We start from the raw sequence: 19137 nt of genomic DNA, 5'->3' as shown, positions 1-19137 counted from the left end.
GGGTATGAGCGTCGAGCTGCCGTTCGCACCGGTGGACACCGTTATCCGCCGGAATGCGGGCGGATTGCGAGTGAGTGCCGGCGCGGCAGAGGAACTGGCGCGCCGGATTCAGGAACGGGGAGCCGAACTGGCAGTCGTCGCCGCCGAGGAAGCGACTGCCGACGGGCGAAAGACGCTGATGCCCTCGGACTTCGGCGTCGCACGCTCCCCCGACAAGGACCGGCTGGAACTGCCCGTCGCTCCCATCGACCGCATCGCACGACTCGACATCGACGACGACTACCGCGTAGCGATGGACGCCCGCGTCGCACTGGCCGACATCTTAGAGTCGTTCGCCGACGACGTGGCTGCCGCCGCCGCTGACCTCGCCCGCCACGCCGACCGCCGGACGGTGAAAGCGGCGGATGTCGAGACCTACTTCGAACTCGCGCAGTACTACTGAATGAACTTCGGCTACCGCGAAGTCTGCTTAGACCACGACACCGGCCCGCGCCATCCAGAGAGTCCCGACCGTCTTCGGGCAGTTCGGCGCGCACTCAAGGAGCGCCACGGCGTCGAGTACGTGGCCGCCAACGACGCCGATTTAGACCTCGTTCAGGCGGTTCACGACGCAGACTACGTCGAGTCGTTTCGGGAGTTCTGTGCCGACGGCGGCGGCAACTGGGACGCCGACACCGTCGCCGTCGAGGCGACGTGGGACGCCGCGCTCGCCTCGGCCGGGCTGGCGGTCTGGGCCGCCGAGGTCTCCGGGCCAGCCGTCGCCGACCGCGATACGCCCTTTGCACTCGGCCGACCACCGGGCCACCACGCCGTCACAGCCGACGCGATGGGATTCTGTTTCATCAACAACGCCGCCGTCGCCGCACAGGCGGCCCTCGAAAACGACGCCGAACGAGTCGCCATCTTCGACTGGGACGTCCATCACGGCAACGGCACGCAGGACATCTTCTACGACCGCGGCGACGTGTTCTACGCCTCCATCCACGAAGACGGGCTCTACCCCGGGACGGGAGCTATCGACGAAACGGGCGAGGGCGACGGTTCGGAGGCCAACCTCAACGTGAAGTACCAGCCCGGTGCCGACACCGCGGACTACCTCGCGGCTATCGACGAGGCCGTCGCACCGGCTATCGAGGACTACGACCCCGATGTCCTCATCGTGAGCGCGGGCTTCGACGCACACGAACACGACCCCATCTCGCGGATGCGCGTGAGCACGGAGGGGTACGGTGCGATGGCCGCGCGGATGCGCGACCTCGCGAGAGACTGCAAGGCGGGCCTGGCATTCGTTCTCGAAGGCGGCTACGGACTGGATACGCTCTCCGATTCGGTGACGACGGTCCACGAGGTGTTCGACGGCTACACCCCGATGGAACCTGACGACGACGTGAGCGAGGACGCCCGCGAGGTCCTCGACCGGGTCGAGGCTCAGGGCTTCGGGTCGAAGTAACGGGCCAGTTGAACGCCGAAGGTATCAGCGAGTTCTGTGACGTCGTCGCCGACGAGCACTTCGTGGCCCGATTCGAGCGCCGACTCGACGTGGGGACCGAGGCTCACGTCGAAGACGGCGTCGCTGTGGAGAAACGCCGTCGCTGTCTCGAACTCGCGTGACCGCTCGACGACGTAGCGGTCGCCGTCGACGTAGGGACCGGTCACCTTGGGGTCGTCGGCGTACTTCTCGTAAAAGCCGGTCGCGTGCTGGCGGACGTGAACCGGCGGTCCATCGTGGCGGACGACGGCCGGCCGTTCGGCGACTTCGAGTTCCGCAAAGAGCACGGCTTCGGCGCCGTCGTCTGCCGTCACTTCGCTCTCAGGACCGTCTGTCCGCTCGGTAGCGTCGGTGGCGAACGCCGCAGATCGGATGACATCGAACCCGCGGCGGTCGAGTTCGTCGGTAAGGCTGGCCAGCGATTTCCGCAGTTGAGGCCAAAGCTGGTCTTCGACGACGTCGGGAGCCGAAAATCGAAGCGCGACCGGCGTCGTCTGGCGGCGATCAAGTGCTTCTGCGACGGTGGCGGCCTCGTAGGGCATCGGCTCGCTCGCCTCGAAGAGGGCGATTCGCGGGTCAGCCAGCAAGTCGCGTGCGTAGTGCTGGAACCGGGCGACGTTGGTCGCCGAACACACCGCAGCGACGTTTCGCTCGGGGTCGGTCGGGTCGATGACCACCAATGGGTCGTCGAAAGACGCCCGGCCGTGGTCTTCGGGGTCGAACTTGACCGGCGGATGCCAGTCGGCGGCCGCGTCGAGGAGTGGACGGAAGCCGCCGTACTCCAGTACCAGTAGCTCCGTCAGATAGCCCGAAAAGCCCCGAGTTCGGAGGTTGCTTCCGTAGACGCCGATGCCCTTCAGGAACTGCTTGGTGACCCGTATTTCCCCCGCGAGCTCGTCGTCCAGTCGAGATTCGAGGTAACGGGTGTGAAACGGCGTCCGGTCGACGGCCGACTGGATGGCCGTCGCGTCCTCGACGGCGTAACACGGCACGAGATCGACGTCGTAGCCCTCGCATTCGCCGACGACGTAGGGATGCTCGGCGTACTCCTCGCGTCCGTCGGGCAACACTGCGTGGCCAACCTCCAGCCCGTACTCCTCCAACGTCTCTCGGGGCAACTCCGGCGGAAAGGCGACGAAGACGTCCACGTCGCGATCGCCGGCAGTCCACGTCTCCCGCGCCGTCGACCCGACCTGTATCACTTCGGCCTCGACCGGGAGCGCGGCGACGGCTTCGCGCGCCCGCTCCATCACCGTCTCGGCTGCCCGCTGTAACCGCTCGCGTTCATCGGCATCGGGCGAGGCCTGCACTCGGACCCGCTCGACGACGGCGTCGAACTCGTCGCTCATGTCCGGCCGTTCTCGGAGAGTGCGTGAAAGCGTGTCGATGGGAATCAGAAACGAAAGCCCTAATTACCAACTCTGGTTACAAACGGGTGCGAGCAAGCCGCCGTAGCTCAGTTGGTAGAGCACCTGGTTGTTACCCAGGTTGTCCCAGGTTCGAGCCCTGGCGGTGGCGTGTATTTCTGTGAAATTCATGGCTAGCAGACAGCGTCTGCTTACGGCGCTCCTCTCGGTTCGCTATCTGACGAGCGAAGCGAGTCTGCAGCGAATCGTGAAAGCGGGATACGCAGGGCTCGAACACGCGAGTCGCAGCGCCCGAGTGGAGCGAGGGCGACCGTCTCGCACCTGTTCGAGCCCTGGCGGTGGCGTGCATTTCTGCGGACGATAACTCGTGAGGAGCGTCGGCTCCGAACGCTGTCGCCCACGAAGCCGTGTTTCGACAGGCTCGAACACGCGATGCCGGCCCCGAACCCACCGACGCGGACCCGACAGGCTAAAGACGTGGAATCGAGAATCAACCCACGAGGGCCCTTAGCTTAGTCTGGTTAAAGCGATCGGCTCATAACCGATTGAGCGCTGGTTCAAATCCGGCAGGGCCCATCCAACTTCTGCCCGTTTCGTGACCGAAACAATCCGGCGGCTACGGACTACCATTCTAAAGCTCGCGGCGGCAGAAACGTCGTCATCGAAAACGGCCGCAAAGTACCGCCCCCGTGAAGCGTTCAGGGGTCTGTTTACCGACCGATTAGAGGTGCATTCCGCGGGCAACACAGTACATGAGTACGATCCCGGTTCCGACGGCGAGGACGAACTGGCCGAGTACGGAGAACAGGGCACCGAGAGCCGAACTGCCGAACGCGAAAAAGGCGAGCGCGTAGGGGACGAGCGCGATGCCGACGAACAGCGCGATGAGCTTCGCGAGTGGCAACGCTTCTTGGAGCAACTGCGTCGTCTTCAGTTCGCCCGTCGCGGAGTCGATGAACGGTCGAATAGAGGGCATACCGGGAGATTCCAAGCCATTCGTAAGTAGTTCTCGGTATCGGTCGAATCGCTTCTCAGGACGTGACAGCACTGTGAACCGGTCGTCGGCGGTTTCGTGGCAACGTTTCTCACTACCGGTATCTCTATATACTGTTGTGCTATACCATAGCATGTATGGCTACCACCCCGAGTGGTGACGACATGTTCGACGACTTCCTCTCACAGCGCGGTCACGACGTCGAGGAGACCGGCTGGGAGGAGAGCTACAACAAGAAACAGTGCCCTGACTGTGGCGGTATTCACGAGACGGCCGCGAGCGAGTGCTCGGTGTGTGGGTGGACACCGGTAAACTGAACGGGGACATGGGGTAATCGGTTTTTCCTGCGACGACCGGACAGCGACGCGGCTGTCGGCGTCGTGAGCAGTACTACGTAGCGACGGCGCTGTACTGTCGAGAGTCTCGTCCGTCTAGCCGGTCAGTCAATGACTCGACCGTGAAGGCGGTCGCGGGCCGACCGGGGTCAGTGGTCGGCCGTGACCGAGGAAAGGGAAAGAGAGGGCGAGACTTACAGTGCGTCGAGCGACGCGCGCAGGAACATCCCGACGAGCAGATGCCGGTACGCCGCTTGTTCGATCTGTGCCTCTGCGTCAGCGGCGTCTTCGATCAGGTACTGCTTCGTCTGTACCAGTTCGTGCATCGTGAGCGTCCCGTCCGCTTCGAGGTCGTGCAGACGCGGATAGACGGTCCCCGGACTCAGTTGCGCATCGAAGAGCTGCGAGAGGTCGTCCATGAGACCAGTCCCGTGCGTGCCACCGTCAGACAACGCGATCAGCGCGAGTAAGATTTCGTCCAGACTCTGAGTTACGAGCCCGTCGTCGACGGCGAGGTCACCGTCAGCGACGTCGTCGATGACCGAAGTCAACAGTGACTCCGGGATAGCGTCACGACTGGCAGTACTACTGTTCGCTCGTGGGTCGTCGACCGTTTCGAGGGGGGTCAGTCGCTCGTCGGGTCGATCGCCCATCGTCTTGCCCGTCGTCACGCGACGGAGGTTGTCTCCAGACATCATTTCACCTGAACGGAATCCGCACTCGACCGTACTGGCGATACCAGCATATAAACCTACCAGTGTTTTCGGAGCGTGAAACAACCCCCGCGCTCGAAAACGCTTATGTGACCTGCCGCGAACGAATCAACAGTGGCAGAGGACGAGAGCATCGAGGAGATTCTCGACACTATCGGGGACCAGCACGCTCGCCGGGTACTGGCGGCAATCAGCCGCCAGCCGCATTCGGCGAAAGAACTCGCAGAGACGTGTGACCTCTCGTTACCGACGGTGTATCGGCGAATCGAACTGCTCGACGAGTACGACCTGATTACCGACCGGACGCTCATCGCGGACGACGGCAACCACTACAAGGTGTACGAGTCGAACTTCGAGTCAACCGTCATCTCGCTGGAAGACGAAGAGTACAAGGTCAGGATCTACCGCGAAGAGAACCTGCCGGACCGGTTCAGCCAGCTATGGGACGAACTGAACCCGGAGTGAACCGATGAGAGAGGTGTCCCGATACGATGACTGACGGCGTCGCGATCGCCCGTGGGGCGCTCGTACTGATGCGGATGGTCGTGTTCGGGCTGACGCTCGGCATCACGCTCATCAGTTTTCAGGCCTACCGCAAACGTCCTTCAGAACGGCTGCAGTACGCGTTCGTCGGCTTCGCCTTTATCAGCATGGGCGTCGCGATCACCAGCGTCATCACGCAGCTGAGCGCCGGCGAAGTGAACCCGTTCGAGCAGGTGTTCTTTCAGATGGCCGAGACGATCCCCTTCATCATCGGCTTCGCGATGTTGTACGTCTCGCTGTACCGATAGTCCGGAAATTGCGGCGATTTTCCGTCGCCTTCCAAAGCACGTGGTTTATTGCGTCGGGGGCCTAGTATAGGTGCAATGACTGATTCGACCACCGAGGTCGTCCGCCTGTTCGGTGGGCCGGGAAGCGGGAAGACGACGGCGCTACTGGACCGTGTCGAGGAGATACTCGAAGACGACGACGTCGACTTCCGCGACGTGCTGGTCGTCTCCTACACGCGGGCCGCGGCCGCCGAGATTCGTGAACGACTGGCCGAACGGCTGGACATCTCACCGCGCTCCCTGCGGGGGAACGTCTGTACGATGCACGCGAAGGCGTACGAACTGTTGAACCTCTCGCGCGGCGACGTGGTCGGCGAAGACGACAAGGAGGAGTTCTGCGACCAGTTCGGCATCGATTACGAGGACGAGTACGAAGGCTCCCGGCGGCGTTCGGCTCGGTCGACGACGCTCGGGAACAAGATTATCGCGACGAGCCAGTGGCTTCAGCGGACCCGCCGCGACGTGGCCGACTGGTACGACGTCCCCTTCAAGTGGGACGAAGAGGAGGTCCGGCTGCCTCCAGAAATCGACGACAACGCACAGACGGGCAACAAGTACACGCCGACGTGGCCCACCGACGACGACCGGGTGGACGTGCCCAACGCCATCCGCGGCTGGCGCACCTACAAGGGCGACAACGACGTCATCGGCTTCGCGGACATGCTCGAACGGGTCGCCCAGCGCTCGCTGCTCCCCAACGTCGACTATCTCATCATCGACGAGTTCCAGGACATCACGACGCTGCAGTACGACGTCTACGAGGAGTGGAAACCCCACATGAAGCGGGTCCTCATCGCCGGCGACGACGACCAGGTCGTCTACGCGTGGCAGGGCGCGGACCCCGACCTCCTCTTAGAAGAGGACGTTACGCAGGACGAGATCCTGCCCAACTCCTACCGACTCCCCTCGCGCATTCTAAACGTCGTCAACCGCGAGGTGCGCCACATCGAGAAGCGCCAGGAAAAAGACCTCAATCCGCGCAAGGAGGGCGGCCGCGTCGAGGCGGTCCAGAACCCCTCGATGTTCGACCTCGCGCGCAACGTCAAGGGCACGATCGAGCAGTCCGAGGAGACCGTGATGGTGCTGTTCCGTGCGCGCTATCAGATGTTCCAGTTCATCGACGAGTTCATCGACGACGGCATCCCCTTCTCCTGTCTGACCGACCAGCGGATGTGGACCGACCGCCTCAGCCAGTACGTCAACGCTGTCGAAGCCATCCAAGACGACGAACCGCTCTCGGTACTCGAAGCGCGCCGACTCGCCGACATGCTCGTCGACTCCGCGTTCGGCACCGGCGAGCGCGACGACTTCTTCGACACCCTCGAGGACATCGAAGACGCCCACGAGGCCGACGACATCGCCGAGATCGAGATCGAACCCGACGTCGTCACCGACCACGTCCCGTTCGTCCCCGACGACGCGTCCGCGGGCGACATGCTCCGGAAGGTGACCAACTTCCAACAGCGCAGCGTCGACGCCTACTTCAAAGGCGACTACCGCGGGATGGACGCCGGCCGGGTTCGGCTGGGGACCATCCACTCCGCGAAGGGTCGCGAGGCCGACCACGTCTTCGTCGGGACGGATCTCACCGAAAAGGTGGTCGAGCAGATGGCCGCGACGGTCGACCAGCAGGGCATCGACATCCCCGGCATCGACGAGTTCACGAAACACACCAGCCCGGTCCCGACCCTGACCGACAACGAACGCCGCGTCTTCTACGTCGGGATGTCACGGGCGCGTGAACGGCTCGTGCTGATGGAGAACCTCGTCGACGGCGCGCCGACCCTACCCATCGACGTGCTACTGGAGAACGCACCGAGCGAGCGCTCCATCGACGAACTGCTCGACGAGGCCGGCGGGACCATCGTCGCCGACTGAGCCGACACTTCGCTCCCTCTCCCATCTCAGTACCGACCGCGTTCTCACCCACTCGTTCACTCGTCGACCGTCCCGCCGCCAAGGTAGTACGCCGTCTTGTCCCGCGTCGAGCGGGCGATTTTGGTAAATTCGACTACTCGCTGGTCGTCTTCTCGCTCGTCGCGCTCGACGGCCAGTTTCAGCCCCTTATCGCGGAAGTACGACAGCAACGCCTCGACGACGGCAGGGTCGGCGCGGACGGTGTGGGTGTCGCCGACCGAGTCGCCCGCCTCGACGGCCCGGATAGTTTCGACAGCAGGTAGCAGAATCGATTCGCCCAGTTTCCGCGCCCGTTCGCGGGCTTCCTCGGGAGACTCGTCGAACTCCACCGTCTGAAATGCCTCGCGCACGACGCGGGTGAAGAGGAAGTCCCGGCCGTAGTCGAACGGGAGGCCGAAAGCGTGTTCGAGGTCTGACCGATGGATGGCGCTGGTGGTGTATTTCAGCGCTCGCTCGCCGTCGACGGATTTGAGGACGACGCCCTCCCGACCCCGCACGTCGAGGTCACGAACCGTCTCGATGGCCGCTTCGGCGGCCGTCTCGGGCGCGAACGTTCCGTAGTGGCTGACGGCGGCTAGCTCGTACTCGGCACAGCACTCGCGGCGGCGGGGGACGGCCATCGGATCGCCGGTCTCCCGATGGCGAATGTCGAAGACGGAGAACGCCGCTTCTTCGATCTCCGGGTAGTCGTGTTCCGTATAGGGATTCTCCGGGCCGACCAGTTCGCCACAGAGCATCTGCTCCGGATAGTCGGCGAAGAAGTCGGCGAAGTCGAGCAGTTCCTCGACTTTCGCAGTGGTGTACGGACAGGCGAACCCGCTCCGTGTGAGGGCCAACAGGTCGCCGTCGATGCGGGCGATACGGACGTTGTAGCCGTCGAGTTTCTCTTCGACGGCGATCGGCCCCGCAAAATGTGCCTCGACTGCGGGTTCCAACACGAGAGCGCGGGGAATCGAGGGGTAGCCCCGGACGACTACGTCGTCGAAGATGGCGGTGCCTCGTTCGACGCCGTGACGGGCGTCCGTGAGATACCGATACGGCCGCCCGCGGAACCACGCGCGGTCGAAGTGTTCCAGTAAGTCCTCGGCGTCGGTGTCGAGGTCGAACACTGCCGCCCAGTCCCGGGCCATAGCCGAAATTGTTCTCGTACCGACTAAAGCTCTCGCACAGCAATCATTTCTGTATAGACACCGTACCACGCATATGGTCGACCGCCCGCTCAAACAACGGTTCGTCCTCGATACGTCGCTGTTTCTCACGACGGAGATACGCGGTCCGGACCAAGACGTCGAGGCGGCCTGCCGAGACTTACTCGAACTCATCGCGGCGGCCAAGCAGATACACAACATCTCCTGTTACATGCCGCCCTCCATCAAGACGGAGCTAACGCAGATGCTAGAGAGTCGCGGCGTCGACGAGGCGGTGCTGATGAAACTGGACACGTGGGTCATCACGAAGGCCCCGGCCCACCACGAGGTGATGGTGCCGGCCGACCACGTCTATACGTTCATCGACGAGATGTCCGACCGCGTCGACCGCGGCCTGCGCGTCTCCGAGAAGGCCGTCCGCAAGGCCGAGGAGTCCCGCGCCGAGACCGTCGAAGAACACGACCACATGACCGAAGTGGATAAGGTCATCTCGGAACTGCGCGACGAGTACCGCGAGACGCTCAGGCAGGGCGTCCTCGACTCCCGGGAGGACTTCGACTTGCTCATCCTGGCGAAGGAACTCGACGCCGGCGTCGTCACAGAAGACAAGGGCATCATCAACTGGGCGGAAGACTTCGGACTGCGCTATCTCGAAGGCAGAAATTTCCCGGCGTTACTGACGGAGTATCTGGCGGCCGACGACCCCGACCGCTGGCGTGACGAGCGCTAGTCCTCCTCGGTCGGGTCCTCGGTTTTGACGACGGCACCGACGGTCTTCTCCGCGACCATCCCCGGGATATCCGTCGGCGTCGTGAGGTACTGCTCGATGGCGATCATCAGCGCCGCGATGCCGAGATAGACGCCGCCGGCCAGCAACTCGCCGCGGACGAGGTGTTCGGCACCGAACAGCGCGATGGGAACGGCGAGAACGACGACCGCCATCAGGCCGATGGTGTCGAGAATGCCCTGTGCCATTGCCCCTCGTTCGCGCCTCCGAGATAAAAGCCTCGCGGGACCGAAGCGCGGTCGGTGACGCCGAGTCCCTCGTTTTTCGAACAGCGAGCGGTAGCGGCTACGTGAACCGACCGGTCTCCTCGTCGCAATTCACACAGCGCGTCACGAGCGCATCGCGGTCGTCGGTCATCTCGACGCGCTGTTCGGTGCGCTCACCGCAGGACTCGCAGTGGCGGACCATCTCCGTCTCGCTGGTGTCTTTCGGCGCGCCCAGTGCCAGTGCGACCACCCGCTCGTCGCTAGCGTTGCGCCCGAGTTGCCACTCGCCGGGCGCGAAGCGGATGGCCTCGTCCGGCCCGACCGGGATATCGCCGTCCTCGGTCTCGAAAGTGGCCGTCCCTCTCTGCACGTAGAAGAGTTCCTCCTGATTGGGATGCTGGTGATACCCCAGCCCGAACGTCTCGCCGGGTGCGAGTTCGTAGTAGTTGACCGCGAGATCGCTGGTGTCGAGCGCGTTCGACAGCGAGCGCTTGACGTCGGCGGGACCCATGCGCGAATCGACGGCGTCGACGCTGACCTTCTCCATGTCCGAGACTGGGAACGCCAGCGACAAAACGTTGGGCGGCGACGCGTTACTCCCGTCGGTCGATGTCGAGTTCCTCGTCGAGTTCTTCGAGCCACTCGGCGTCTTCGAGTTCGGCCATCTGCTCGCGGAAGTGCGTCTTGCAGACTCCGACTTTCACACCGTCGCTCTCGACGGCGAGGTCAGCGTCGTCGTCGCAGTAGTGACACTGCATACTCCCTAGTTGTGGCTCTGGCGCATTGAACCCTCGCATTGCGTCTGCCGGCCGTCAGACGATTGCCGCGCGAACTCGCTCCCACGCTGCCGCGTCGAGACCCGCCTTCCCGAGCGTCTCGTCGTGGGCGTCGCTGCCGCCGGTCGGCACGAGGTCGTAGCGCTCGATCGCCGCTTCGAGACGTTCAGTGTCGACCGACTGGTCGTACGGATACCATCGTTCGACGGCGGAAAGTGACTTACAGCGGGCCAACGCGGCCTCGGTGTCGGGGCAGCGGAAGGGGTGGGCAAGTCCGACTAGCCCACAGGCGTCGGTGAGCAACTCCCGACCCCGCTCGAAGGACGGCACGTCGCGGGCGACGTAACACGGACAGCCGTCGCCGATGAGTTGCTCGAACGCCTCCTTGTAGCCGTATTCGGACGCCTCATCGATAGCGCGCGCGATGTGCGGGCGGCCGAGTCCCTCGCGGGGTTCGACCGGCAGCGAGACGTCCAGTCGGTCCTCGACGCAGTCGATGATGCGCTGGCCCCGTTCCTGCCGGTTCTGCTGGATGCGGTCGCACTCGGCGATCAGTTCGGCGGTCGGCTCGACGCCGTATCCCAAGAGATCGAGGCGCTGGTCGTCAGTCTCGACGCGCAACTCGATCCCGTGGACGACGTCGATACCGTCGCGTGTCGTTATCGGTCCGTCGAGTTCAGGGTTGATCCGGTCGTGATCGGTGACGGCGACGGTCTCGACGCTTGCCCGACGCGCGGCGTCGGGAAGCGTCTCCAAGGTAAGCGTGCCATCCGAGCGCGTGGTATGTACGTGGAGGTCCGCGACAACCATACGAAGCGATTCCCGCCCAGCCACAAGCGCCTTCTCCCTGGTTGTGGGCCGTGGTAGCGCCTCCCCCATGTCCATTAAACGCATTAAGGTATATTAACATCATAAATAGTGAAGGTTTATTATCGACCATCCACTTTACCGTGATATGCGAATGATGACCGACGCGGCGGAGGCGTTCGAAGCACACGAGTACCCGATGACCACCGAAGAACTGATCGAGGCCGACGGCGACGTCACACTGGAGCTGCCCAACGGCACCGAGACGGTCGCCGACGCGCTCAGTCGCTCGGCCCCGGAAACGTTCGAGAGCGCGGAAGATGCACGACTGACGGCGTGCGCAGGTCTCTCCAGCAAGGCCATCGGCCGCAAGGGCTACTCGGACCGCGACCCCGTCTGCATGGGCGAGGACGGCCCGGAAGAAGTCTCGTTCTGAGCGACGCACGTCGCTCAGCTCGGTCCCAGCTATCGTTTTTTGATGCAAGTCGTGAGTAGCGGCGGCGCAAGCGACGGCTTCAGAAGCCGAACTCGTCGTCGTCCTGCATCGCCGGGTCCTGCTGTTCGTTCGTCGTCTGGCCGAACATCTCGTCGTCGACATCAGTGGTATCGTCTTCGGTCGTCGTGTTGTACGCGGAGATGCCTCGCGAGAGGAGTTCCTCGACGGCCTGATCGCGGTTGATGAACTCGCCTTGTTCGACGAGGCGGTCGATGTCGGAGTCGACTTGATCGGGCAGTGACACCTTGATTCGGCTCATGTGAGCCGGCTTATCCGGTCGAACGTATAACGCTGTTGCCGAAGCGACGGTCGAACCCTACCGCTCTAAGAAATCAGGTCGGTCTACTGCCTCGGTGCTGTCGACGTTCTGTCGGTCGAGTAGTTCCGAGGGTTCGAGCGCTTCGGGCAGCCCATCGCGGCCCCCGGTCGGAAGATCGGTTTCGTCTACGACGATCGTTTCGCCTTCGACCAGTTGCGCCCAGACGGCGTCGTGGTCGCCGTCAGCGCTTTTCGCGGCCGTCTTGGCCTCGTTTCGCCCCTCGTCGTACGCCAGCTCGACCATGCTCCGATGGTACGCCGAGTCCATCTCGACGTAGATGGCTTCCAGTTCCTCCCGATTGTACTCCCCGAGGCGCTCGGCGACGCCGATGGCGTAGGCGCGGTCGGTGGCGGCGTCCTTTTCGAGTGTCTTCCAGTCGGTCTCGAACTCGCGTTCGTAACGGCTCATGTCTCGACCTTCGTCTCCGCGTGGACCTGCAGTCCACGGTCGCTGAAGGATATCTGCCGGATGTCACAGTCGATTGCCGTCCCGCGCATCTTGATGACCTGCACGCCGCGGGTCATGCTCCCTCCCTCCAGGAAGTTGTGGAAGAAGATGACGCCGTGGGCAAGATAGTGCTCGTCGCTGTACGAGGATGGGTCAGTCATCTCGGAGATGAGCAGCGTCGTCGCGTCGGTCTGTTTCAGCGCCGAGAGAAAGCCCGTAATCTCGCTATCCACATCGTTCATGAAGTGCTGGAGCAGCATCGTCGAGTCGATGATCACCCGCTGGATGTCGTTCTGTTCGATGTAGGCGACCAACCGATTCGTCAGGCCGCCCTCGGTCCCGAACTGCGTGATGGTGCGCTTGCCGCTCTCGGTGACGAGGTTGAGAAACTGGACGGCGTCGGACTGCATCGCCCGGTCGAAACCGAACTCGTAGCCCGCCATGTCCTGCATCAGCTCCGACTTCGTCTCGTGCATCGTCACGTAGAGGCACGTATCGCCTTCCTTGGCACCCCGTGTGATGAACTGTGAGCAGAACGTCGTCTTGCCGCTTCCGGGCGGCCCGCTGACCACGTACAGGCGGTCCGGAAGCAAGCCGCCCTGCACTAAGTCATCGAAGCCGGGAACCCCACTCGATATTCGCATATCACCAGCATACGCGCGTCTCGACATATGTCTTGGTGCTCTGTTTTCACCCGTGATAACCTAATCGGCTCCCTCGCTGGGCAACAGCCGAGGTGGTCGTGTCCGACGGGGCTCCTCGATGACGCAGCGGCCGCTACTGCTGGTCCGCGACTGCCCGCGGGTGCTCGTCGACGAGCGACAGCAGGGTCTCCGTCCCGTTCTCGTCGAAGCGCATCGGTCGTCGCCACCACGGTCCTTTCCCCGAATCCGAGGAGCGGTCGGTGACCAACCAGTTGGCGTCCGTCCCGCCGCTCGGCCGGGAGAGTGGGACCACCGTCTCGTAGAGACACGAGCCGCCGGGGTCGCCCAGTAGCAACACCTCCGCATCGAACTCGGCGCGCTTGACGTGAGCGTTCGAGTCGAAGACGGCCTGTTCCGTCTGGGAGAGGTCGCAATATGCTTCGCCGGTCACCGGGTCGCGCGCCAGACGAAAGTGGCCGATAACGTACGCACCCCACCGTTCGGGTGCCCACGCGGGCGAGTCGCCGGTGGTCGTGAGCGTGGCGTAGAAAAAGAGGTAGTCACCCGCAGCGAGGGCCGAGAGCGGACGGGCCTTGACGCCGTGTTCGTCACCGTAGGTGTAGCGCTCGCCCCCGGCCTCGGGGAACTCCGGGTCGAAGTGGACCGGCCGGTCGGCGACGCCGCTCACGTCGGTTGCCAAGCCGAGGTCGGCGTAGGTCGGGACCGAGTCGGCAGTGGGCTTCGCTTCCGGAATCGGGATGTACTCGAAGGTGCCGTCGGGGGAGAGCGGGCCGCGAAACCCCGGTTCGTTGGTGTTGGCTCCGACGTTGATGGCGACGCTCCGCATGATTGAGGGTCGTCTCCGCCGGCAAAAGAGCTACCGGAGCGACTCGGTGCAGGTCCCGCAGTACCGGAGCATCAGGTGAGACTCGTTGGCCGCGCCGCAGTGGCGGCAGTGGACGACGCTCTCTTCGTCGTATCGCGTCGGGTCACCGCCTGCGCTGCTTCCGGCACCGTTCACCGCCCCCGCCGCACGCTCCGGCGTTGGGTCGGTCGTCTGGACGTACTGATACAGCAACACCTGCAACAGGCCGAAGCCGACGACGTACGCGGTGAGCCACGCCCAGACGTTCATGCCAGTACGTCGCACGAACTTCTATTTTTGTGTTTGGGTTACAGTATCAGAAGTGATACCACGTCGGGAGAGAACGGCACGCCTCGGTGCGGCTCTGTCAGCGGTCCGGTGGGTGGAGATCGCGTTTGAACTCGTCGAAGTCGTCCATCCCCTCCGGCAGCTCGTATTCGATGCCCCGCTCCGCGCGCCGGTCTTCGTTCGCATCTTCGAGGGGGTCAGCGACCGACTCCCATCCGTCCTTGACGGCGATGGACTTCGCGGGAGTGCCAGCGGCGATGTGGTGGGCAGGAATGTCCTTCCCGGCGATGGACTTCGCGGCGAGGATGGCGTTCTCGCCGACACGGACGCCCGCGCGAACCATCGAGTCGTAGGTAAGCCGGACGTCGTCTTCGACGATGGTGTGGAAGTTGTCGATGTGGGTCTGATCGACCGCGTCGTGGTCGTGGCTGTAGATGTGGGTATCGTCGGAGATGGAGACGCGGTCGCCGATGGTGAGCTTCCCGCGGTCGTCTAAGTGGACGTCGTCGTGGACGACGACGTTGTCACCGATCTCGATGTTGTGCCCGTAGGTGAACGTGATTCCCTTGAAGAATCGGCAGCCGTCGCCACAGGACTCGAAGAGGTGATCTGCCAGCATCTGCCGGAATCGGAGCGCGAACTCGACGTTGTCGGCCATCGGCGTCGCATCGAACTGCCGCCAGAGCCACTGGAGGTGTTTCGAGTGCTTGAACTTCTCCTCGTCCTTCTCGGCGTAGTACTCGCTCTCTAAGGTCGTATTGCAGGGATCGTACCCCTGTAGGCGGACGCGTTCGGCAGGGGAGATGTCCTCACCAGACTGCCAGCGTTCGTACGCGTCGCGATCGCCGTGGAGGTCGATAAGAACGTCTTCGACCACGTCGCAGGTGTCTTCCTCGCCGGAGAGGCGTTCGTCGACTTCGTCTAAGAACGCCCGGAGACCATCTTCGGCGAGCGGCGGAAGCGATACGTGGCGCTTGGTCATGTGCCGTCGGATGACCGCACGGACAATAGGAGTTTCCTTACCAATCGGTAAGGGGGTAGCGCCGATGACACCGACCGGTCGCGTCGAGCGATTAGACCCGCACGACCCGCTGGCGTTGCCGTGGGTCGTCGTTCGACGGACACTGGGCCGCCATCGGCCTCGCCGACCGCCCGGGGGCCCGGTCGACGCCGCGACGGTCGGCGAGGACACAGTATAAACCGCCGCCGGCCGACGAATCGGCATGGTCAGGTCGGACTTCATCATGGAGGTTCGGGGCTATCTCGTCAACCCCGAAGAGCGACGGTTGCGAACGCCCTGGCGCGTCGTCGTCTGGCTGTTCGCTGCCGGATTCGTCGTCATCGTCCTCAGTGCCCTCTTCGGGGTCGTCCCCGCCCCTGAGCGCGCGACTGGACTCACACCAACCCTCTATGCCGTCGCCGAGCAAATATGGGGATTCATCGCGCTGTCGATCGGTGGGATCGGTATCGGCTATCTGCTCGACCGACGAACGATAGCGGACTACGGGCTGTTCCCCGACCGACAGTGGTGGCGAGACGCTGGGTTCGGCGTCGCGCTCGGCTTTGGTCTGCCGACGCTCGTCCTCCTTGTACAGGTCGCCGTCGGATTCACCGTCGTCACCGGCGTCCTCGTGGCGAGTCCGAGCGAGCAGTTCCCGTTCGGGACGACCGACGCGGTGGTCCGACTGGCGCTGCTCGCGGCCTTCTTTCTCGTACAGGCAACGACCGAGGAGATACTGGTTCGAGGCTACCTCCTGACGAACCTCGCGGAGGGACTCGCCGGCACACTCGGGAAGTGGCGCTCGGTCGTCGCCGCCACCGTCGCCACCGGCGCGCTGTTCGGCGTCCTCCACTGGACCAACCCGAGCGCCTCGCTGCTCAGTACCCTGAACATCACGCTCTACGGTATCTTGCTGGGTGCCTGTTACGTCCTCACCGGCCGGCTGGGGATCGCCTGCGGCTTTCACGTCGCGTGGAACTACACGCTCTCGCTGTGGAGTTTTCCGGTTAGCGGCCTCGCGACCGGTGCCGCCCTGCTCGGGACCCGCTCGTCCGGTCCGGCGCTGGTGACCGGCGGCTCCTTCGGTCCGGAAGGCGGCCTCATCGCGCTGCCGCTGCTCGTCGTCGGCGCGGCGGCGCTGAGCTGGTGGGTTCGCCGCGAGTACGGCACCGTCGAGATTCTGGAGGCCATCGCGACGCCCGACCTCCGGATCCGGACGCGCGGCGGGCAGTGAGTGGGAGTGCGAAGCGAGAACCGCGGCCGATAAGTGCAGCGACACCGAACGCGCGAACATGAAGTACGATACGCTGGGGAACACGAGCGTCGAAGTCTCGGAAGTCGGCTTCGGTGCGTGGGTCGTCGGGACGGACTGGTGGGGCGACCGCACCCGCGAGGACGCCGTCGAGATGGTCCACCACGCCGTCGACGAGGACGTGACCTTCTTCGACACCGGCGACGTCTATGGCCACGGAGACAGCGAGGAGATTATCGGCGAGGCGCTGGCCGAGGTCCGCGACGAAGTGACCGTCTCCACGAAGGTCGGGTACGACTTCTACAACAATCCGCAGGCCGGTCACGGCGAACTGCCGAAGAAGCTCACGCCCGAGTGGATCCGCACCGCCTTCGACCGCTCGCTCGACCGTCTCGGTATGGACCACGTCGAACTGCTGATGCTCCACAACGCCAACGTCGGCGAGGTGGACGAGGACGTCTTAGAGACCCTCGACGAACTCCGCGAGGAAGGGAAAGTCGAGGCCATCGGCTGGGCGCTCGGCCCCTCCATCGGCTGGCTGGCCGATGGCGACGCCGCCGTCGCCAACGAGTTCGACGCGCTCCAGACCGTGTTCAACCTCTTCGAGCAGACCCCGGGACAGCACTTCATCGACACCATCCGCGAGCAGAACGCCGACACCTCCGTCCTCGCTCGCGTCCCCCACTCCTCGGGTCTCCTGAACGAGCAGGTCACTCCCGACACCGAACTCGGCGATGGCGACCACCGCTCGCACCGCCCGACCCAGTGGTACGAGACCGGGTGGGAGAAAGTCGAGACCATTCGATTCCTCGAACGGGACGGCGAACGGACGATGGGACAGGCCGCCATCCAGTGGTTGCTGGCCCACGACGAAGTGGCGTCAGTCACGCCGACGTTCCGGACGAACGCCGACATCGACGAGTGGGCCGCCGCGCCCGATACGCCGCCGCTCAGCGACGAGGAGTTCGAGCGCGTCCAGGACCTCTACGCCGACAACTTCGGCATCGATCGCGACGACGGGATGGACGCGCTTCGCTCCTCCGTCGGCGGCGAGGACTTAGACGGCACCGGCATGAAGTCCGCTGGCGACTGACGCTGTAGGTCGTTTCCGCCCGTCGAACGAAACGACCCGAGATTCCCAACCGAGGAGCGATCCCTCGCTCAACCGCGTGAATCAAACGTCGTCGTGTGATTTTCTCCCGGACCCCCCGGCTTCCACAGGAGATAGCTCGCAGTCCGGCGGTTTGTCGGCTAGCGGTTTACTTTCACTCCGGTTCGTCAGACGGACGATAGACGCCGGACGGGAGCGGGTTCGACACGAAACGAGGGGGTGCGGGCCACGGGGCCACGTCACAAAGAGTCGTTCGGAAAGAAGCGAGTCAGGAGGCGGCCGCGTCATCGGTCGACGGCGACGCCCCAGACGACGAACGCCGCACCACCGTCCGGTCCGTCGGCCACTTCGACCGACCAGCCGTGTACGTCCGCGATTCGACTGACGATGGCGAGACCCAGTCCGGTGCCGCCGTCGTCCTGATTGGTCGTGTAGCCCGACTCGAAGACGGCGTCGCGCTCGCTCTCGGGGATTCCGGGACCGTCGTCGGCGACGACGAAGCCGTCCTCGCGCGGCGAGACGGTGACGGTCACGTCGTCGCCGCCGTGCTCCACCGCGTTCCGAAAGAGGTTCTCCAGCAGTTGCGCCAGCAGCGTCTCGTCTGCCTCGACGGTCGCGTCTCCCTCGACGAGGAGTGTCGCGTTGCCGGTGGCGACCTGTTCCCAGGCCCGTTCGGCGCACGCGCCGAGGTCGACGGTGACCACCGCATCGGGGCCGGTCTGACGAGCGATGAGCAGTGCGTCGTCGATAATGTCGCGCATCCGTTCGAGCGAGCGTTCGATAGCGGCGAGGTCGTCGTCTCCGTCCTCGTCGCTCGTCTCCTGCATCAGTTCCGTGCGTGCCGTCGCCACCGAGAGCGGGTTTCGCAGGTCGTGGCTGAGGATACCGGCGACCATCTCCAGGGTCTCGTTTCGCTCGGCGACATCGGCCTCGGCGCGGTGACGGTCGGTGATGTCCGTGTGAACGACCAGGACGAGCGTCTCCCCCTCGAACTCGAACGGCGTCGCCCGCATCGTGAACCAGCGTTTCCCGGCGGGTCCGTGACACGGATACTCGAAGGAGAACTCGTCTTCCCGACCGTCGATGACGGCGCTGATACCCTCGGCGGCAGTCGCCGAGTCCTCGTCCTCGCCTGCGCGACAGACCGCGAGGTAGTTCTCGCCGACCATGTCGGCTTCGACGCCCACGTCGTTCTCGATGCCGAACGTCTCCCACGCGCGGTTGGTCGCACGGATGACGCCTTCGTCGTCGATGACAGCGACCTGATGCGGGAACTCGTCGAAGACTCTGGTGGCGATGCGGACGCGTTCAGCCGCCTCGTCGTCGCTCACTCTCGTGAGATACGG

At 64.1% G+C, this 19137-nt stretch carries 26 protein-coding genes and 2 tRNA genes; 13 read left to right on the top strand and 15 right to left on the bottom strand.

Going from position 1 to position 19137, the window contains the following annotated elements; all coding sequences use genetic code 11:
* Positions 1 to 4: 4 nt before the first annotated feature.
* Both E4S61_RS17640 and E4S61_RS17635 read left to right on the top strand, forming a co-directional pair.
* A complete protein-coding gene (locus tag E4S61_RS17640) occupies positions 5 to 442 on the top strand; it encodes a histone (RefSeq protein WP_135305264.1) in 438 nt (145 codons plus the stop codon).
* Positions 443 to 1450: a histone deacetylase family protein gene (locus tag E4S61_RS17635; protein ID WP_135305263.1), complete on the top strand. Its 1008-nt coding sequence runs from the start codon at positions 443 to 445 to the stop codon at positions 1448 to 1450.
* On the opposite strand, the gene cca is transcribed toward E4S61_RS17635, so the two are convergent.
* A complete protein-coding gene (cca, locus tag E4S61_RS17630) occupies positions 1429 to 2838 on the bottom strand; it encodes a CCA tRNA nucleotidyltransferase (protein ID WP_135305262.1) in 1410 nt (469 codons plus the stop codon). The genes E4S61_RS17635 and cca overlap by 22 nt on opposite strands.
* Before the next feature lie 96 nt (positions 2839 to 2934).
* On the opposite strand from cca, the gene E4S61_RS17625 reads away from it, so the two are divergent.
* Positions 2935 to 3007, top strand: a tRNA-Asn gene (locus E4S61_RS17625).
* A 350-nt stretch (positions 3008 to 3357) separates the two neighbouring features.
* A tRNA-Ile gene (locus E4S61_RS17620) sits at positions 3358 to 3432 on the top strand.
* A gap of 145 nt (positions 3433 to 3577) precedes the next feature.
* Here the strand turns inward: E4S61_RS17620 and E4S61_RS17615 are convergent.
* The gene (locus E4S61_RS17615) at positions 3578 to 3832 is read right to left on the bottom strand and encodes a hypothetical protein (protein ID WP_135305261.1); all 255 of its coding nucleotides are present in this window, start codon (positions 3830 to 3832) and stop codon (positions 3578 to 3580) included.
* Positions 3833 to 3987: 155 nt separating this feature from the next.
* Here E4S61_RS17615 and E4S61_RS17610 point away from each other — a divergent pair, with 155 nt between their 5' ends.
* On the top strand, positions 3988 to 4167 hold the full coding sequence (locus E4S61_RS17610; protein ID WP_135305260.1) for an HVO_0416 family zinc finger protein: 180 nt from the start codon (positions 3988 to 3990) through the stop codon (positions 4165 to 4167).
* 212 nt (positions 4168 to 4379) lie between these two features.
* On the opposite strand, the gene E4S61_RS17605 is transcribed toward E4S61_RS17610, so the two are convergent.
* Positions 4380 to 4880 (bottom strand): PadR family transcriptional regulator, encoded by a 501-nt coding sequence (locus tag E4S61_RS17605; RefSeq protein WP_135305259.1) that lies wholly within the window; start codon positions 4878 to 4880, stop codon positions 4380 to 4382.
* Positions 4881 to 5012: 132 nt separating this feature from the next.
* Between E4S61_RS17605 and E4S61_RS17600 the strand changes: the two genes are divergently transcribed.
* The 3 genes from E4S61_RS17600 to E4S61_RS17590 all read left to right on the top strand — a co-directional run bounded on the left by E4S61_RS17600 (position 5013) and on the right by E4S61_RS17590 (position 7606).
* Positions 5013 to 5363: an ArsR/SmtB family transcription factor gene (locus E4S61_RS17600; RefSeq protein ID WP_135305258.1), complete on the top strand. Its 351-nt coding sequence runs from the start codon at positions 5013 to 5015 to the stop codon at positions 5361 to 5363.
* A gap of 26 nt (positions 5364 to 5389) precedes the next feature.
* Positions 5390 to 5689: a DUF7521 family protein gene (locus tag E4S61_RS17595; RefSeq protein ID WP_135305257.1), complete on the top strand. Its 300-nt coding sequence runs from the start codon at positions 5390 to 5392 to the stop codon at positions 5687 to 5689.
* Positions 5690 to 5764: 75 nt separating this feature from the next.
* A complete protein-coding gene (locus E4S61_RS17590) occupies positions 5765 to 7606 on the top strand; it encodes a UvrD-helicase domain-containing protein (RefSeq protein WP_135305256.1) in 1842 nt (613 codons plus the stop codon).
* 56 nt (positions 7607 to 7662) lie between these two features.
* Here E4S61_RS17590 and E4S61_RS17585 read toward each other — a convergent pair whose 3' ends face one another.
* Complete coding sequence (locus tag E4S61_RS17585) at positions 7663 to 8775, bottom strand: RNA ligase (protein WP_135305255.1); 1113 nt, start codon at positions 8773 to 8775, stop codon at positions 7663 to 7665.
* A gap of 73 nt (positions 8776 to 8848) precedes the next feature.
* Between E4S61_RS17585 and E4S61_RS17580 the strand changes: the two genes are divergently transcribed.
* Positions 8849 to 9523, top strand: a complete 675-nt coding sequence (locus E4S61_RS17580; protein WP_135305254.1) for an RNA ligase partner protein — start codon at positions 8849 to 8851, stop codon at positions 9521 to 9523.
* Here the strand turns inward: E4S61_RS17580 and E4S61_RS17575 are convergent.
* The 4 genes from E4S61_RS17575 to E4S61_RS17565 all read right to left on the bottom strand — a co-directional run bounded on the left by E4S61_RS17575 (position 9520) and on the right by E4S61_RS17565 (position 11372).
* Entirely contained in the window at positions 9520 to 9768 is a 249-nt protein-coding gene (locus tag E4S61_RS17575) for a DUF7533 family protein (RefSeq protein WP_135305253.1), read from the bottom strand. The two genes, E4S61_RS17580 and E4S61_RS17575, sit on opposite strands and share 4 nt — an antisense overlap.
* A 97-nt stretch (positions 9769 to 9865) precedes the next feature.
* Positions 9866 to 10333, bottom strand: coding sequence for a cupin domain-containing protein (locus E4S61_RS17570; protein ID WP_135305252.1), 468 nt, complete (start codon positions 10331 to 10333; stop codon positions 9866 to 9868).
* 46 nt (positions 10334 to 10379) lie between these two features.
* Positions 10380 to 10544 carry a DUF6757 family protein gene (locus E4S61_RS25560; RefSeq protein WP_164509628.1) on the bottom strand — a complete coding sequence of 55 codons (165 nt, stop codon included), beginning with the start codon at positions 10542 to 10544 and terminating at the stop codon, positions 10380 to 10382.
* Positions 10545 to 10598: 54 nt separating this feature from the next.
* A complete protein-coding gene (locus E4S61_RS17565) occupies positions 10599 to 11372 on the bottom strand; it encodes a PHP domain-containing protein (RefSeq protein ID WP_135305251.1) in 774 nt (257 codons plus the stop codon).
* A 145-nt stretch (positions 11373 to 11517) separates the two neighbouring features.
* Between E4S61_RS17565 and E4S61_RS17560 the strand changes: the two genes are divergently transcribed.
* On the top strand, positions 11518 to 11805 hold the full coding sequence (locus E4S61_RS17560; protein ID WP_135305250.1) for a DUF5789 family protein: 288 nt from the start codon (positions 11518 to 11520) through the stop codon (positions 11803 to 11805).
* 79 nt (positions 11806 to 11884) lie between these two features.
* Here E4S61_RS17560 and E4S61_RS17555 read toward each other — a convergent pair whose 3' ends face one another.
* From E4S61_RS17555 to E4S61_RS17530, 6 genes are all read right to left on the bottom strand, one after another.
* Positions 11885 to 12124, bottom strand: coding sequence for a ribbon-helix-helix domain-containing protein (locus tag E4S61_RS17555; protein ID WP_135305249.1), 240 nt, complete (start codon positions 12122 to 12124; stop codon positions 11885 to 11887).
* Positions 12125 to 12181: 57 nt separating this feature from the next.
* Complete coding sequence (locus E4S61_RS17550; RefSeq protein ID WP_135305248.1) at positions 12182 to 12592, bottom strand: hypothetical protein; 411 nt, start codon at positions 12590 to 12592, stop codon at positions 12182 to 12184.
* Positions 12589 to 13275, bottom strand: coding sequence for an RAD55 family ATPase (locus E4S61_RS17545; protein WP_135305247.1), 687 nt, complete (start codon positions 13273 to 13275; stop codon positions 12589 to 12591). Before E4S61_RS17545 ends, E4S61_RS17550 begins: the two co-directional genes overlap by 4 nt.
* A gap of 133 nt (positions 13276 to 13408) precedes the next feature.
* Positions 13409 to 14122 (bottom strand): Nmad3 family putative nucleotide modification protein, encoded by a 714-nt coding sequence (locus tag E4S61_RS17540; protein WP_135305246.1) that lies wholly within the window; start codon positions 14120 to 14122, stop codon positions 13409 to 13411.
* A gap of 30 nt (positions 14123 to 14152) precedes the next feature.
* Positions 14153 to 14410, bottom strand: a complete 258-nt coding sequence (locus tag E4S61_RS17535; RefSeq protein ID WP_135305245.1) for a DUF7577 domain-containing protein — start codon at positions 14408 to 14410, stop codon at positions 14153 to 14155.
* 97 nt (positions 14411 to 14507) lie between these two features.
* Entirely contained in the window at positions 14508 to 15410 is a 903-nt protein-coding gene (locus tag E4S61_RS17530; protein WP_135305244.1) for an acyltransferase, read from the bottom strand.
* A 64-nt stretch (positions 15411 to 15474) separates the two neighbouring features.
* On the opposite strand from E4S61_RS17530, the gene E4S61_RS25555 reads away from it, so the two are divergent.
* From E4S61_RS25555 to E4S61_RS17520, 3 genes are read left to right on the top strand one after another with little or no spacing between them, the layout of a single operon-like run.
* Positions 15475 to 15627: a hypothetical protein gene (locus E4S61_RS25555; RefSeq protein WP_167768554.1), complete on the top strand. Its 153-nt coding sequence runs from the start codon at positions 15475 to 15477 to the stop codon at positions 15625 to 15627.
* A gap of 24 nt (positions 15628 to 15651) precedes the next feature.
* Entirely contained in the window at positions 15652 to 16662 is a 1011-nt protein-coding gene (locus E4S61_RS17525; RefSeq protein ID WP_135305243.1) for a CPBP family intramembrane glutamic endopeptidase, read from the top strand.
* Positions 16663 to 16720: 58 nt separating this feature from the next.
* Positions 16721 to 17773: an aldo/keto reductase gene (locus tag E4S61_RS17520; RefSeq protein WP_135305242.1), complete on the top strand. Its 1053-nt coding sequence runs from the start codon at positions 16721 to 16723 to the stop codon at positions 17771 to 17773.
* Between the two features lie 302 nt (positions 17774 to 18075).
* On the opposite strand, the gene E4S61_RS17515 is transcribed toward E4S61_RS17520, so the two are convergent.
* Complete coding sequence (locus tag E4S61_RS17515) at positions 18076 to 19122, bottom strand: PAS domain-containing sensor histidine kinase (RefSeq protein ID WP_209309548.1); 1047 nt, start codon at positions 19120 to 19122, stop codon at positions 18076 to 18078.
* Positions 19123 to 19137 lie beyond the last annotated feature (15 nt).

This window comes from Haloarcula amylovorans, from assembly GCF_004681185.1.
Taxonomy (GTDB): Archaea; Halobacteriota; Halobacteria; order Halobacteriales; family Haloarculaceae; genus Haloarcula; species Haloarcula amylovorans.
This window is presented reverse-complemented; position numbering and strand designations above follow the sequence as displayed.